Below are 15,314 nucleotides of genomic sequence, written 5' to 3' on the forward strand. Positions count from 1 at the left end.
CAAAACCCTCGAGCACGCTGGCGGTCTGTTAATTATCGCGATTCACCATATAATTCAGGAGATGCGTGAGAAAAGCGATCGGACGAGGCAGTTCATCCAAGGCTTCCATCGCCAGGCAATAATGCTCCCACATTTCTCGTTTGGCGCCTTCAACGCCAAGTATGGTCACAAAAGTCGACGTATTGTTCTCCACATCCTGACGCGTCGGTTTCCCAAGCACATGCTGATCGCCTTCCGCATCAAGCAGATCATCCTTGATTTGAAATGCGATGCCTGCATGATAGGCATACCGCTTCAAAACAGAGATCTCCGTCTCGCCGACGCGGGCCAGGATCGCTGGCATGACCAGCGAAGCCTCGAAAGCAATGCCGGTTTTGTAAAAGCAGATCCTGTTTAATTCCTGAAGCGTGAGCGCCGCCCCCTTGGATTGAAGGTCCATCGCCTGCCCCATGCACATCTCCCCGGCTTTTTGCGATGAATAACGCATCAAGCGGAGTACGACCTTCGGATCGAAGCCGGACAGGGATGCTTGTTCTTCTGTCGCCTTCTGGATCAGGTACAGGCCGGTTAACTCGGCTGTTGAACTGTTATACACTTCATGCAGGGTCGCCCTTCCCCGGCGGGTAGAGGCATTGTCCTGCGAAGGCAAATCGTCAAAAATCAAGGAAGCGGTATGCATATACTCCAGTGATTTTAAAAGTGGAGTAATCGCTGACGCATCAAGCCCGTATTCCTTCACGCCCATCACCCATGTCAGGATGGGCCGCAGCCGCTTCCCGTCCCCATCCAGACTGTAGTTGGCCGCTTCAATCAACGACGTCTTCATCGGGGGATGATCCTCCGGCTCATCGATGCGAAGCTGATTATTGATCTGCTCGCGGACCGACTGAACCGTATCGAAAAAGGCTTCACGCTCCTGCCTTTCATTTTTCAGGATCGTAACCATCTGGTCCCGAAGCAGTTTGTCGAGGAAATCCACATCATCCGCCTTTCGGACCATTCGCTGAATGAGACGGTGGAGCTCCGGCTGTCCGGAAGCGAGGACGCTCATGATCTCGTTATATTTGTCAGAGCCGAGCCGCGCTTTGCACCGTTTAAGACCGTTGATGGCACGATCCAGGATCACCTCGCGCGTCATGGCGTCCGAACGGTATACGTTTCGAATCAGATGCGCGATGACCGCCCAGTACAATTCGTAAGGGTTGATCAAATCGGGACGCTGCTCCCTGTATTTCAAGAAATACGTATACGGCGTTACGGCTCCCTCCCTCATATCGTCGAACATATCCGCGAAGTCATCGGCCAGCTGGTTATAAATGCCGTAATAAAACGTACGCTGGTCAAAGCCTTCATCCTCCGGGGCGCTCAATACCGAACGAACGATCAATCGCGAGGAAGAGGATTTCAAGATAACCGGCAAATAAAGCTCCTCGTTGGTGTAATCGGCTTTCGATAAATCCTTCACGCGGTCCAAATGCTGGGAATGAAAAAATACGTACGATTGCTCGAAGAACGGCATTCTGAATTCCGGCCGTTGATGTCCTTTAATGTATTCAAAGGCTTCGCGAAGCTCGGCGTGTATAAAGCGGATCAGGTTCATGTTGCTGCCGCTCCATGCTCCAAGCGCCGGTACCGTGCCCGTGAGCAGTGCGCTCCGGATCATGCGGGAATAACGCTCCTTCTCCTGGTCATTCAGCACCCCGGAATCGAGAAGATCATCGATATACGGGTAAGTCAATCCGTAAGAATAACCAAGCCGGATGGCATGATCCAGCCTCCGTGCACGCTCAGCGGGAAAAATTTCGCCGGGAGACTCTTCAATCTCTTCGATGGCATGCATCACGACACCGACGATGATTTTGATGAGCTTGCGCTGGGCATGCTCCGGGTTCATGTCTTCGGGGATATGGGCCGCAACGCTTTTCAGCTTGTTCATAACCCAGATCACGGCGCTCTCTACGCCTTCCTTCTGGGCCCAGCGGTATAGACCCGCAAAGCTAATGAACGCGGGCTGTTGTCCCCCGCCGGTCCCGGTCGAGCGAATCAGGAACTGCTCAAGCCCCTTAACGACATGTTGGATCCGGGATTGGGTCTTCGGGCAATCCAGTGCCTTGCCAAGATCCCTCATATAAATATAGGACACGCTGCGATCCAGGTAGTCTTTCATTTTCCCCGTATAATTCAACCATTTCATATATCGATGGTAATCCCGCGAATCGGGTTTACCCGTGCCCCGGGTTATAAAGGACAGCCACGGTTGGCGGCCGATATGCTTCCTGCTCCACAACCGGATATCTTCTGCCAGCCCGGTTGCATAGCTTTTATCCGTAACCTGCGCTTGTAAAATCTCAAAATACCGGGCGGCCTTCTCCTCAGCTTCCTGATACCACACGTCGGCATAATCTGTAAGCTCCACATTCATTGATGCATTACCTCAGCTTCTAATTGGATTAGATACGTTATCGTCCGAACATATTCATTCCTATATACGTGAAAGAATCTCATCGGTTACGAAATCGTCATCAGAATATCGTGGATGATCCATATTCGGGACTTCGCCAGCTTAGCATTGCAGCTAACGCGGTCTGGAATCGTCTTTTAGTTACAGTCTATGCATGTTCCGTTCCCTCTACCTCAACAGCAGACCTTTCGTTTAGCCGGGGGGTCATAGATAGGCATGTAAGAAACATATACTCTTATGCAAACTTTCGCCTGCAAATGCCCGCAGAAAAAAAGACTGCCGAAAAGCTCGACAGCCTTGCTTGTCCAGATGCATACCGTAATGACACTTTCGACGGAGCATCAGCGTTCTTCTCTTTTATTGAAGATATCCTGATTCTACTTCCTGCAGCACTTGCTTGGCTTGCTCAATCCATTGCTCGTCCAAAGAGGCATCCGGATCAATCGGCGATTGGAACTGATCAAACAGCGCTCCAATCAAACGCGGCTTGGCATGCTTGTCTGTCCCTGTATTGTAGATATGGCGGAAAACAAATGGACGTCCGAGCTTGACTGTGGCCTTGCAACCGCCGCATTCCCCGTCCAGGCTGCCTCTGATGACATGAAACGGGATCCGGAGCCATACCATTCGTTCATGATCCAGACGCTTATCCAAATACCCGTGCTTATAATCCCAATTGCCTGCTAAAGAGAACTGATGGGTACAAAAATATTGATCGATTTCATCGAATCTGCCCTCGATATTCTCCAGCCTCGATTCCAAGTTTCTCATTCGCTTAGCCCCCTTGCCGTTATAATTAAAGGATGGGCTTAGACGGCTGACGCTATACTTTTATGAGGGCAAAAATAACAGAGCAAAACGGCGCAGCGCATATGAAGGGATAAAGCGGCTTCCATCAACGAATGCTATTATTACCAATTCTTTATAACTTTGCAAAAGGAGATGGGAGCGTGCCATCTTACGAAATCGGAACGATACGAGAACGGCTGGCGAATTGGGTGGAGGCGAGCCGACCTTACGCCGCAAGCGGTTGCGTTGCGTCCTACATCCCCGAGCTTGCCAAATCCCCGCACCATGCCCTCGGAATCAGCCTGCTCCATGCAAGCGGCGAATCCGCTACGGCGGGCGATTGCGGAAACAGGTTCACCATGCAGAGCATCTCTAAGGTCTTTACGCTGATCCTTGCATTGATGGATAACGGTGAAGAGGAGGTGTTCCGCAAGGTCGGCATGGAGCCGACCGGCGACAACTTCAACTCCATGCTGAAGCTGGAGCTCGTTCGCCCGGGCATTCCGTTCAATCCGATGATCAACGCAGGGGCTATTACAATATCATCACTCATTCGGGGCAGCAGCCCGGAGGAGGTATACAGACGGATCCTGGATTTCCTGCGCGTGCTTGCCGGGAACCAGCGGTTAAGCTGCGATGAGGAGGTGTACCGCTCCGAATCCGAAACCGGTAATCTGAACCGGTCCATTGCTTATTTTCTTAAACAAAACGGGGTACTCTCGGGAAATGTCGAGGACGTTCTTGACGTTTACTTCCGGCATTGCTCCATCCAAGCCGATTGCTCCGACCTGGCGCGAATGGCGCTGGTCCTTGCTTGCGGCGGTCTTGACCCGCAGACGGGTACCCGGCTGATCCCCCGGCGATATGTCCAGATCGCCAAAACCTTCATGACGACTTGCGGAATGTACAATGCATCAGGCGAATTCGCCATTCAGGTCGGGTTGCCTGCCAAAAGCGGAGTCTCCGGCGGCATCTTGGCGCTTGTCCCCGGGCAGTACGGGATTGGGGTATTTGGTCCCGCGCTCAATGACAAGGGAAACAGCCAAGCCGGCGTCCACTTACTCGAGGTGATATCGAGAGAACTCGATTGGAGCATGTTTTGACGACCTAAAGGTCTGGCGACGCTTCATATCAGGGAACGAATCTTCCATCCAACACCGCTAATGATCCGGGCTCCTATTTACAAAAAAAGAAACCGTGTATGCTGCACGGTTTCTTCCATTTGCTTTTATATCCTATCTGCCATTTATCGATGGAAAAACAGCTTTTTGATCCGCTCGGCAAATTCCTGCAGATTAGCGCTGGACGGATCGAGCCGGTAATACCCGTTTTTCACCGCCTCCAATACCCACAGCGGCAGCTTCTTACCTTCGATGAGCGGATACACGTTATCGTACGCCCACAAGAGATGCTCCCAGCGTCTGTCGTTACCGCTCTGGATATACTCCGATACATCCAGCACTTTGCCTCGGCCGTTTTGCAGCAGCACATTTTTCAAGTGAATGTCTCTGGGATTCAGCCCTTTCTCCCTGACGAAGCTCCGTGCGGCCTCTACATCATCAATGACTTGCCTCGGTACCGGTACGCCGTACAGAAGACAATCATACAACGTCATCCCGCTCTCCCTGCTGATCGCCACGTAACGCTCGCCGGCACCGTAAAACGTAGGGAAATAAGGGCTACCTTGCAGTGATCGGTATACGCTAATTTCGGCTTCTTTTTTGGGAAGGGCCTCGGCCGCGTACAGCTTGTAAGCATAATCCGGCAGCGGTTCATAGACAAATACCGCGGCGTCAGTGCCAATCCCGATGCAATGCAGCTCATTCGATTCGCCTTCAATGGTCACCGGATCGTTAGTCCCTTGCTTCATGACTTCCATGCAGGACAGAGCATTTTCAGCCTGTTTCCAATCTTCCGTGTTCATAAGCCACCTCATTTGGCTATCAGCATTAACTTCCATAGATTCTGCTCGAAATCGCAAGGATCTGCATTAAAATAGGTCGCGCTAGCTTGTCCCCTGTGGCCAACAAATGCCGTGCGGGGACCCTGTCAAGCAACAATCGGAATAAGGGCCAGCGGTCCATTGCCAATCCTGGACAGCCTGTTGGCAATAACTTGTATCAGATCTTATATTATACTCTTCTCCTCACCTTCTTAGTATAAACGCTAGACGAAAATCCGGGCAAATGCCTGAAATGTGCTCTAATTAATCCCGGTGCACAAATAAAGAGAGCTTGGAAGGATTGATTTCCAGCTCTCTTCATTGGGATCAACGATCTATATTCCGTTTATCTATTCAACGCCAGGATTGGATGAACGCTCGGATGACGCTTTGGATACCATTCCGGACATTCGCCTCGATGTCCTCCTCCCCCGAACGTTCCAGATGCTTAAGCGCATTTTCCAACTGGTGTACGGCTTGTTCTAGGCGCCCCGCGCCATAGTGGAAATGCGCTTGACGAATTGCATTGGTGAGCTGCTGCGCGAGCGGGTGCCGAATCTCTCCTTGGTCGATTTGGGATTCGATCCAAACCGGCAGCTGATCCGGCGTGACGGTTTCCGTATAGGTTATGGATGCATCATCATAATAAGCCTTCGTCATCCACAACTGGGAGCAGAAAAAGACCAGTCTCACGTAAGCTGCATTCTCTGGAGCCACGGCGCTCATCTCAAGCTGCTGCCATTTGCCGCCGCCTGCTGTAATTTGAAGCGAGGTCCCGCCCACTTGCTTGCCGTTGGCATCGTAGTAGTTCATGGAGGCGAGGGTGCGTCCTTCCTGAAGGTACACCTGGAATCTCGCCGTATACGCCGTCCCGGGCTTCACGGGAACGGAATCGGATGCAACGGCCACCGTTTCTGTCGCGGAAGCATCCGTAATGTACAAGCTGCTCGGGCCGCTTACGCTCTGCTCATTGCTTAATCCGAAAGACACGTTCGGCGTTTTATTGAACAAGGGGCTCCAGCCGGGGATCGCACCGTTATCTGCAGATTGGTCAAAGCTTCCGTTCAAGATTGGGAGCTCGATCGGAATGTGAACGGCTCCGTCGCCTTTCGTCACTTCGATTTTTTTAAGTAAGGTATCATCCGAATAATAGATATGTCCGTCATCACCGAGCGTCATCAATGGCGTTGTCGACAACGTGACCGCCGCTTCCGGCTCGTTCGGATCGATCACGGTAATCCTGCCCGCAAGCGTTGTGTACATATAACCGTCTTCGCCCCACCGGATGTGTGCCGGACGCCATCTTCCATAATTGGATACGGACGGATAAATATTCGCGCTCTTCACGATGTTCATCGTCTCCGGATCCATGGCGAAGATCGTCCCATCCGCCGCTGCCCACAGCAATCCGTCAGGACCGATACTGAGCCCGCTGATCATTCCTGGTTGGGCGGATGCGCCCGGAATGGACGGAACGAATTCTTGAAGCTTTTTACCGCTGGCGATATCCCATACGAATATTTTGGCTGCGGTTTCCGTCGGATCGATGCCGAGCCCGCCGGCCACCGTCGTTGACCCGTACAGCTTCCCGTTACGTACGGCGAGGCCGACGATCGATTGGTTGTGCACGACATCTTCATAGACGGTAAAGCCTTGCTCGGGACCGAGCGACGGATCATAGACGGTCAGCGAGCCGCCCAGTTCGCCGTAGTCCGGGATCGTGCCGATGAACAGCTTGCCTTCGCCGGGCGTCATGACGAACGGTCTGTCCTGGTGAGGAATTTTATAAATTTCTTTCGGATTCGTCCCGTCCTGAATCGGCTGATTGACATCCAGCTCCCAAATGCGGCCTCCCGGATAGAGACCGAAGTACATTTTTTCACCGAGTGCAGCCATGCCTTCGGCCTGTCCTAAGGAGAAGGTCTCGATTCGTTCGGTGGCAGGGGAATATGAAGCCCCTTTCCCTCCCGGATAGCCGCTCATATACAGCTTGCCGTCCGGCCCTTTCTCCAGCGTCTGGATCGGAATCGGATTGCCTGAGAACGGGTAGGTGACCGATTTGACCTGCTTCGTCTCCAGATTCATATAAGCAACCGCCCCCGACCACATGACGGTCGCGAGCGATTTTCCCGGAAGCTCCGGATCGTTCGGCATCTCGACCCAAGCGGTATTGCGAAGATAGGTGGTATATTCGATTCCGGTGTCGACCGCCTCCATCGAGATCAGATCCAGCTCCATCAATCGGTTATTCTGCACGAAATACACCTTATTGCTGCCCGGCTCGCCATACGATAAGCGGATTCCCTTATTGTTCAGGAAGTAGGTGTCGCTCCAAGCCCCGACTTCCGTGTCATAGAACAACAGTGCGTTATTCCCTCCGCTCAAGCCGGCTACGATATACTTGCCGGCAGCATCAAGCTGATACACTTGTGCCGTCTGCACCGCACCGCCGTATGTCGGCAGCGGAATCTGCTCCTTCTCTCCTGTTTCCACGTTCACTTTAACGAGGCTTCCCTGAATACCGATACCTGCATACAAATATCCGTTATGGTAAGCCGTGGCCCGGGTATAGCTCTGGCCAGGCATCACGCTGCCGTAATCCTTCATCTCGCCGGTGGAGGGATCATAGCGGCCAACCTTGGCATTCGGATAAGAACCGAAATACACCCGGCCCTGCTCGTCATAGGTCAGCCCATATACAACGCTCTCACCGATCCCGCCCAGATCGCGCAGTTCTTTCGTTGTGGGGGAATACGTATACAGCTTGCCGTTACCGCCGATATACACCGTACCGTCCGGCAGGGTTACATGCGTCCAGGAGCTTTCGGTTCCTTCCAGTCGGTATTTACGCAGCACCTCCCTGCTGACCAGATCAACGACCTGGAAAATGCCCGGCTTGCCCGTTACCGTTGTATACATGACATCCCGGCCATCTTCTTTCCCGAAAGCTGCATCAAAAATGGCTACATTCTCAATCGGGGAGCCGATGGTTATCGGTTCACTGAACGCTTTGTCCACCCGTGCATCCGCCGGAGCGGCGAGCCACGACTGCGATGCAAGAACCAAGATGAGCGCAAGCGTTAATATGATGCGCTTCTTTGCGTAAACGATCCTTTTTTGCATGAATGGGATCCCCCGTTTCTTGTTATTTTGAAAGCGCTTTAAACTGATTTGTCAGCAAAACTGCCTATAAGTTCGCAATCCCCCCTCAACCGTTGTTCCCGTTTAACGCCCCAAGCTCCAAACCGATGGATTCGTTTCGCCCCGTTCCTCCTCTGTGATCACGACCCTCGCACTCACATGCGTCATGATCAATCAAGTAGTGGACGAACGCCATTTCGCTTCTTAATTGAGCTGCCGCGTTTGCATCGGGTTCACGCCTTCCACCGCCAAGCCAGCAGAAGGCCCATTAAGCACCTTTAGTATAGGAATACCTTCCTTTTTTCGTAAAGGAGCGTATTTCCACCGTCTGTTATTTTTCGCATCCGCTGCATTCTCATCCCCGCTCAGTATGCTAATAAACGGATATTCGGCTTGTGGAATTTGCTAAATGGATAGAAATACATAAACTTAAACGGTTCTCACCCTCCCCGGATTGGCCCCTGGGACCTGATACCGGTGAACAACGAAAACCATGACACACGGTGAAGAACGGACGATGTTCCCGTAACTTTATTCCTGAGCGATTAGCCTCAAATTTCCGGTTTTCGTCCATTTTCTTATAAAATCGTTATTATATTAACGGATGGGGCATAGTTCCTTGTTACCCGAACATGCATTCCCGATTGTGCGAATAGCGCGTCCCGTAAGAACATGGGCTCATCCCTTTTCAAATCATCAGTGATATAATAACCCCGTTTACAAAGAAAGACTTATAGAGGAATGGAGGGAAACTATGAATGTAAGAGGATGCCGGAAGCTTGCCGGCCTTCTGATGGCCTTGCTTCTGGTAGGGTTGCAGACACTGGCATATGCAGAGCAGGCCGAGGTGAAAGCGACCTGGGTATGGCAGACCGAATGGATCAAGGATGGCGGTGAAGATCTCCTTGATTATTCGCGTGAGGAAGGCATTAATCTGATCTATCTGCAAATAAATCGTCAAATGCCTGCAGCGAGCTACCAAACCTTTGTCGAGAAGGCTCATGCGGCAAATATTGCAGTCCACGCTTTGGGGGGCGATCCGGGTTGGGCGCTTGAGAAGCACTTGCCGGATATGCTGGGCCTAGCCGATTGGGTGAATGACTATAATGCCGGTGTGCCGGAAAGCGGCCGCTTCGACGGGATCCATCTTGATATCGAGCCCTACGTGCTGCCCGAATGGGAGATTCGGCAGGAGCAGGTTATTTCATCATGGAAAAGCAATATAAGCGCTTTGCTCAGCCGTGTCTCGGGATCCGATCTTGAGCTCGGGATCGACATCCCCTTCTGGTTCGACTCATACACGCTGGAAGACGGAACGCCGGTCAACGAATGGCTCATGGGCTCCTTTGATCATGTCACCGTGATGGCTTATCGGAACCAGGTGGATTCCGAGCATGGCATTCTGTCCCTTACCCGGACTGAGCTCGAGCTGGCGGATCGGCTCGGCAAGCAGGTCGTGGTGGCGGTAAATACGAAAGAAATGCCCGGCGAAGCCCACACGACATTCCATGGACTTGGCCGTGAATATCTGTCCAGCGCTTTGGATCAATTATCCGCCGATCTAAGCTCTTACAGCTCATTCGCGGGACTGGCTGTCCACGATGCCCGCAGCTGGAGGGACATGCCGGCGGGCGTTGATGCTGAACCCCCGAACGGAGAGAAGCCGGCACCGAATCCGGCTCCTCCTTCCAGCCCAAGTCCTGGTGATGGGAGAAGGGTGCCGGATGCGGATCCGATCGAACGGGATCCCCAGGTAAGGGGCACCTATATTTGGGAAGCGCGTGACGTTATCGAGGACAGTCAAGAAATTTTGGCGTTCGCCAAAGAGAAGAATTTGAATTGGCTGTATGTGAGATTGGATTTGGAGCAGCCGTTCGAATCGTATTCTTCTTTTGTGAAACAAGCATCCGCAGCGGGCATTGAAGTACACGCCTTGGGCGGACATCCGATTTGGGCGCTGCAGGAAAACCGTCCACGGATGATGAGACTGGTGAACTATGTAAAAGAATACAACCGCTCCGTTGCCGGCGACGAACGATTCCATGGCATCCACCTGGATATCGAGCCGTATGTCCTGCCAGCCTGGCAGGCCGATTCGGATCAGGTTATTGCCGAATGGACGACCAATTTGGACGCATTCGTGAGCGAGCTGAAGAAGGACTCCAGCCTTGAAGCCAGCATGGATATGGCCGTCTGGCTTGATAAACACAAGGCTCCCGGTGCAGACATTTCTCTCAGCCAATGGATGATCAGCCGGATGGATCATGTAGCGTTGATGGCCTTCCGCGACACGGCCGCAGGCTCCAATGGCATCGTCGGCGTCTCCAAAGAGGAAATCGGATTTGCAAATGAGCTTGGAAAGCCAATCATTCTCTCTGTAGAGATGAAGGAAAGCCATGAGGGCGACCATATCACCTTCTTTGAAGAAGGGGCTGCCTTTATGGAAGAAGAACTGGCCAAGCTTCCCGGATTGCTGCAGGATTCCCCTGCATACACCGGCCATGTCGTTCATGCTTACGAATACTGGAAGAATGCGAAGCCTTGATCGGTTATTCGTAGATAAGCGGGGTGTGCCGCAAGATCTCGGATCTGGCGGACGCCCCTTGTTCTGTTTGGCGAAAATCTTCCATAGAGCTGCATAAGTTGAGTCTATATGTTTCGATTGGATGATGATAGAAAAAAGATTGACGAACCGAAATCTTGACGCTACCATGATGAAGGACATTTATAAGGAGCATACTTCTATCATAACTTGTCCGATCATGATACGGCCGGCGTTTAACCAGCGCAAGACTTCTGAAACCATGCACATCCAGATAAGGAAGACTGCGATTCCCCATACATATATCTGGTGCCAAGGTCAGTGGCTCTTGAGCTGCAAGGATGGACGCCATTCATCTCAAGCAGGAAAGCAGGTGATTCATTATGAATCTGTTAAAAGAATTTAAAGCCTTTGCGCTCAAGGGGAACGTCTTGGATCTGGCCATCGGGGTCATCATCGGTGCTGCCTTTGGTAAAATCGTATCCTCGCTGGTCAGCGACATCATAATGCCTCTGATCGGATTGCTGATCGGCGGCGTTGATTTATCCGGATTGAAGAAAACCCTTGGAAATGCCACGATTACGTACGGGGTATTTTTGCAGACGGTCCTGGACTTTCTGATCGTGTCATTCTCGATCTTCATGTTCATTCGAACCATCAACCGCTTCAAGCGAAAAGAAGAAGCCAAACCGGACGAGCCTCCTGCTCCATCTAAGGAAGAGGTGCTGCTAACCGAAATCCGCGACCTGCTGAAGCAGCAGAACGAAACAGGCCGCTCATAAAGCGCTAAGGAAGTATGTTTTCGATGAACGAGAACATACTTCCTATTTTTTTGCATGAAGCTTCCAAAGACCGCTTGTTTCATGATGTTCCGGGCACCTTTCTTAAGTCAGCAGCTACCCGGTTCCTGCAAGCTTCGGCTTACGGGAAGTCCAGCATGACCAGCGTTATGGCCGGCAACCAAAAAAAGAACCTGCGGCAAGATGTCAGCGAGGTTCTTTCGCTATTTATACCGGTTTATTCTAGAAATTTACGGATTGGAAAGTTGACATTGCGAGTACCCGTAATCTCCATAAAATGATCGTCATAGGTTTCGATAGATAATTGGATCAGGGATTCCTCCAGCGTAATCGAGGCGATATGCTGCGTTTCTTGAACCGCATACTTCTCCTGCATCTTTCCGCTATCCAACGAATAGACAAAAAGCTGTCTTGTGGAAGGAATGGTTCCATATTTATTGCCCGTGGAGATCAGCAGATGTCCATCATCCAGCCAAAACACGCGTTTCGGCGAATGATCGGAAGAAAAGTCATCCGATGACAATATTTTTTTCGTATTGTTTCCGATATAATCATACAGCCATATTTCACCCGACAATTCGAATTCAAACGGGGCAATAAAAGCTAATTTAAGACCATCCGGCGAAACCATCGGTTTGGAGGGAAAGTCTTCTTTCGAGCTGATTGTCGTGCTCTGATCCTTTTCTTGCAATATAATTTCAGGTCGATCTTCAGAATAGAGCACATTTCGCCCGAGCTCCAAAGAATTTCGCAAAGTATCATCAGGGGTAGCGTTATGAGTCACACAGCCAGCCAACAGAACAGACATCATCAATAATCCGCCCCCTAAGAAGGAGCGATATATTCGAAACATGGTTTCCCTCCAATCCATGATGTGACGAATAGGATTTACCACATTATAACCGGGTACGGCTCGTCAGAGGTTACGATAAGATGAGGTTTCAGTATCGAAAGTTTAAACAATTGCCTGAAACAAGTTCCTCACCATACTGAGCATGCCGCTGATCGCAATGTGTTGGCTGTTCCGGATGCGCTAATAAGCCGACGGTGATCCGCCGGCTTACGCAGCCATAGTCGGCTGCCATGTTGTGTGGACAAAATCTTATTCTTTGCAGATCATCAGCTTGTTTCCATCCGGATCCTTGATGACGAACCAGTGGTCGTGCTCGATCTCGGTGACGATTTCAGCACCCAGCTCCTTCATGTAAGTATAAGATCCTTGCAAGTCTTGCGTCAGGAGCATAAAGGCCGGCGTCTCGATATGAGGCGCTCCCTCTTCCCGGCCACCGCCCCACTTCGGCATCGTGTCCAGGATAACTCCGGTCCCCTCCATTGGCAGCGGACAAAGATGACCGTTCAGGATCGAGCATTCCTCTTCATTGAATCCAAGCATTCGGCAGTACCAGACGCGGGATCGTTCGATATCGCGGACCGGTATGAAAATGCTCCCTACTTTATTCTTGATCGGGCTAACGGATGACAGTCCATCCGCTTCTTTACGTGCTCCGTTCATGATCGTTCCTCCGTTCAGTAATTTCAACACTCGCGTTATTGAAACTATGATAGCAAACTTTTCTGCGAGGCGACTGAACAATTTTCTCATTTCGACTTCCGATTCGCCTAATTCGGACGAATGAATACACTATAAGATCATCGTTCACGAAAGGTGGATCCCTAGGGATGATAACATGGAAGATGCAATAGTATTTACAGCAGCTTCGGAGAGCGCGAAGTATGACATCTGGTTGTACCGGATTGCAGACGGCCGCTTATTCAGGCTGACCGAAAATCTGGGCGATGCCTATTCCATACCTTACTGGTCGCCGGATACCCGCTATGTATCCTTCATCGGCCGAAACGGTATTGTGTTCGTGTTGGATTTGCAGGACGGCGACCTGGCCCGCATCGATCAGATCGAGCCCTACACGCTGCTGAGCTGGTCGCCGGACAGCCGGTATTTAACCTACGTGAAGGACAGTCGGGTCGTCATTTACGACATTCACTTACATGTCGGCACTGCGTTCGTTCATGAGGGGGCTTCCGATGCCCAGTGGTTTCCTTCAGGGGAAGCGCTCCTCTATGCCGCCCCGGATGAAGCGGGCAATGTCCAACTATTCCGAAGCAATGTGGCTGGCACAGACAGGGTACAGCTAACGCAGAACAACGAAGGGCCGCTTCACAACGTCAGGATTTCCCCTAACGGGCAGTTTGCGCTCTATACTTCGCCGGGAGCCAGCATATCCTTGATCACGGTTGTGAACCTGGCCACGGGTGAGGGCCATCGACTCGAAGGCGGTCCGCAGGCCAAAAACTATTTTCCCGCATGGTCGCCGGACTCCTCGCTGATCTCGTACAGTGCGACGGATTTGGTCCAGAATCAGTACGTTTCTTACATCCAGACCGATAGCCGGAACGGGGGGCAGCAACGAACGCTGGCGGTCTCGAGCTGTTTCGCAACGCCGGTAAGCTGGTCTCCGGACGGCAGCCGCATTGCTTACTTATCCGGCTGCGGCGAACAAGAGACTGCATCCCAAATTTGGATCGTCAATACAGCAGCATCCTTTCCCCCCGTTAAGATCGTTGACGCAGGGCGAATTACTGCTTTAGCGTGGTCACCGCCCAGGCCGGTTGCCCCTCCGTACCGCTTATATCGCAATGCGGCATACAACGTATCTTTCTACTACCCGAAGAATTGGGTACAGGTGACTGTTGAGCGATACGAGGGCCCGGACGGCTTTTTCCAAATATCCGCCATCATGTCCGAAGCGGACATTCACGAAGTGTGCAGATCGGAGGCATTTCATGCCTTAAGGCCTTATGGCAGCAATCCGAAGATCATCCCTACGGTCATTCAGTTTCAAGCAGCCTGCTATATATTCCCTTCCGCCGATCAGCCACCCGAGATGGGGACCCAATCCGCGCTGATCGTTAAATATCCGGAGCCGGTTGTTATTCAGGGCAGCGCTTATTCGTATTTGATCTTATGGGCGGACAGGGAACACATCCTTCAGCTCAGCCGAACGCTCGAGTTCATCCGATAAACAAAAAACACCCGAGTTCTACTTCCCGATTTTCCTTCCAAGAGGGGTCGGCAATCCGTCGATGGTATGCATGTTTTTCTCCTGCCAATAACTCACGAGCCCCTCTTCTCCTTTATGCTCCGCCCATCGCTGGAGCGTGTCACGTTCCTTCTCATAAGTCATGAACGGCACGGCGTAACCGCATGACGTCTGTACCTTGTGCACGTCAACGACAATAATTTGCCTCGCGCCGGCAATCGGCTCGAAACGGCTGTACAGCTCCTCCCACTGCTCGTCTCCGGGCAGCACCACCGTTCCGGTTCCATAGAGGCGCAAAATGTTGGGAGGTCCTTCAAATGCGCAGAACATGACCGTAATCCGGCCATTCTCCTCAATATGGGCGCTTGTCTCATTCCCGCTTCCGGTCAGATCCAGATAGGCAACTTGATTTTCGGACAGGATGCGAAAGGTATCGTATCCTTTCGGCGACAGATTCACGTGCCCGTCCGGCGACGATGCCGCAGTCCCGACAAAAAACAAATGCTGCTTTCCGATAAACGCCACATGCTCCGGGAGCATGGAAGGAAATTGTTTTCCCATTTCAATAGCCCTCCTCTTC

General features: G+C 51.7%; 11 protein-coding genes. 4 read left to right on the forward strand and 7 right to left on the reverse strand.

The window, feature by feature from the left end; translation table 11 throughout:
* Window positions 1-28: 28 nt before the first annotated feature.
* Window positions 29-2,422: a polyprenyl synthetase family protein gene (locus BBD41_RS02085; protein WP_099476546.1), complete on the reverse strand. Its 2,394-nt coding sequence runs from the start codon at window positions 2,420-2,422 to the stop codon at window positions 29-31.
* A 396-nt stretch (window positions 2,423-2,818) separates the two neighbouring features.
* Window positions 2,819-3,232 (reverse strand): YugN-like family protein, encoded by a 414-nt coding sequence (locus BBD41_RS02090; protein ID WP_077565728.1) that lies wholly within the window; start codon window positions 3,230-3,232, stop codon window positions 2,819-2,821.
* A 179-nt stretch (window positions 3,233-3,411) separates the two neighbouring features.
* Here BBD41_RS02090 and glsA point away from each other — a divergent pair, with 179 nt between their 5' ends.
* Window positions 3,412-4,353, forward strand: coding sequence for a glutaminase A (gene glsA / locus BBD41_RS02095; protein WP_077565727.1), 942 nt, complete (start codon window positions 3,412-3,414; stop codon window positions 4,351-4,353).
* A gap of 143 nt (window positions 4,354-4,496) precedes the next feature.
* Here the strand turns inward: glsA and BBD41_RS02100 are convergent, their stop codons facing one another.
* Both BBD41_RS02100 and BBD41_RS02105 read right to left on the reverse strand, forming a co-directional pair.
* On the reverse strand, window positions 4,497-5,174 hold the full coding sequence (locus BBD41_RS02100) for a protein kinase family protein (RefSeq protein ID WP_077565726.1): 678 nt from the start codon (window positions 5,172-5,174) through the stop codon (window positions 4,497-4,499).
* A 372-nt stretch (window positions 5,175-5,546) separates the two neighbouring features.
* Window positions 5,547-8,315 carry an FIMAH domain-containing protein gene (locus BBD41_RS02105; protein WP_099476547.1) on the reverse strand — a complete coding sequence of 923 codons (2,769 nt, stop codon included), beginning with the start codon at window positions 8,313-8,315 and terminating at the stop codon, window positions 5,547-5,549.
* A gap of 772 nt (window positions 8,316-9,087) precedes the next feature.
* Between BBD41_RS02105 and BBD41_RS02110 the strand changes: the two genes are divergently transcribed.
* Window positions 9,088-10,878, forward strand: a complete 1,791-nt coding sequence (locus BBD41_RS02110) for a glycoside hydrolase family protein (RefSeq protein WP_099476548.1) — start codon at window positions 9,088-9,090, stop codon at window positions 10,876-10,878.
* Window positions 10,879-11,258: 380 nt separating this feature from the next.
* The gene (gene mscL, locus BBD41_RS02115; RefSeq protein WP_077565723.1) at window positions 11,259-11,657 is read left to right on the forward strand and encodes a large conductance mechanosensitive channel protein MscL; all 399 of its coding nucleotides are present in this window, start codon (window positions 11,259-11,261) and stop codon (window positions 11,655-11,657) included.
* Window positions 11,658-11,892: 235 nt separating this feature from the next.
* Here mscL and BBD41_RS02120 read toward each other — a convergent pair whose 3' ends face one another.
* Both BBD41_RS02120 and BBD41_RS02125 read right to left on the reverse strand, forming a co-directional pair.
* Window positions 11,893-12,486 (reverse strand): DUF4652 domain-containing protein, encoded by a 594-nt coding sequence (locus tag BBD41_RS02120; RefSeq protein WP_099476549.1) that lies wholly within the window; start codon window positions 12,484-12,486, stop codon window positions 11,893-11,895.
* A 291-nt stretch (window positions 12,487-12,777) separates the two neighbouring features.
* Window positions 12,778-13,188, reverse strand: coding sequence for a VOC family protein (locus BBD41_RS02125; protein WP_206098282.1), 411 nt, complete (start codon window positions 13,186-13,188; stop codon window positions 12,778-12,780).
* Between the two features lie 175 nt (window positions 13,189-13,363).
* On the opposite strand from BBD41_RS02125, the gene BBD41_RS02130 reads away from it, so the two are divergent.
* A complete protein-coding gene (locus BBD41_RS02130) occupies window positions 13,364-14,716 on the forward strand; it encodes a TolB family protein (protein WP_099476550.1) in 1,353 nt (450 codons plus the stop codon).
* 18 nt (window positions 14,717-14,734) lie between these two features.
* Here the strand turns inward: BBD41_RS02130 and BBD41_RS02135 are convergent, their stop codons facing one another.
* Window positions 14,735-15,295: a pyridoxamine 5'-phosphate oxidase family protein gene (locus tag BBD41_RS02135; RefSeq protein ID WP_099476551.1), complete on the reverse strand. Its 561-nt coding sequence runs from the start codon at window positions 15,293-15,295 to the stop codon at window positions 14,735-14,737.
* Window positions 15,296-15,314 lie beyond the last annotated feature (19 nt).

Origin of the sequence: Paenibacillus ihbetae, from assembly GCF_002741055.1 — a bacterium.
Classification (GTDB): domain Bacteria; phylum Bacillota; class Bacilli; order Paenibacillales; family Paenibacillaceae; genus Paenibacillus_AQ; species Paenibacillus_AQ ihbetae.

Excerpts from the sequence above, each read along its gene's own strand:
- BBD41_RS02085 (WP_099476546.1), bottom strand. The coding sequence starts at position 2,422 with ATGAATGTGGAGCTTACAGATTATGCCGACGTGTGGTATCAGGAAGCT.
- BBD41_RS02090 (WP_077565728.1), bottom strand. The coding sequence starts at position 3,232 with ATGAGAAACTTGGAATCGAGGCTGGAGAATATCGAGGGCAGATTCGAT.
- BBD41_RS02100 (WP_077565726.1), bottom strand. The coding sequence starts at position 5,174 with ATGAACACGGAAGATTGGAAACAGGCTGAAAATGCTCTGTCCTGCATG.
- BBD41_RS02105 (WP_099476547.1), bottom strand. The coding sequence starts at position 8,315 with ATGCAAAAAAGGATCGTTTACGCAAAGAAGCGCATCATATTAACGCTT.
- BBD41_RS02110 (WP_099476548.1), top strand. The coding sequence starts at position 9,088 with ATGAATGTAAGAGGATGCCGGAAGCTTGCCGGCCTTCTGATGGCCTTG.
- mscL (WP_077565723.1), top strand. The coding sequence starts at position 11,259 with ATGAATCTGTTAAAAGAATTTAAAGCCTTTGCGCTCAAGGGGAACGTC.
- BBD41_RS02120 (WP_099476549.1), bottom strand. The coding sequence starts at position 12,486 with ATGATGTCTGTTCTGTTGGCTGGCTGTGTGACTCATAACGCTACCCCT.
- BBD41_RS02125 (WP_206098282.1), bottom strand. The coding sequence starts at position 13,188 with ATGAACGGAGCACGTAAAGAAGCGGATGGACTGTCATCCGTTAGCCCG.
- BBD41_RS02130 (WP_099476550.1), top strand. The coding sequence starts at position 13,364 with ATGGAAGATGCAATAGTATTTACAGCAGCTTCGGAGAGCGCGAAGTAT.
- BBD41_RS02135 (WP_099476551.1), bottom strand. The coding sequence starts at position 15,295 with ATGGGAAAACAATTTCCTTCCATGCTCCCGGAGCATGTGGCGTTTATC.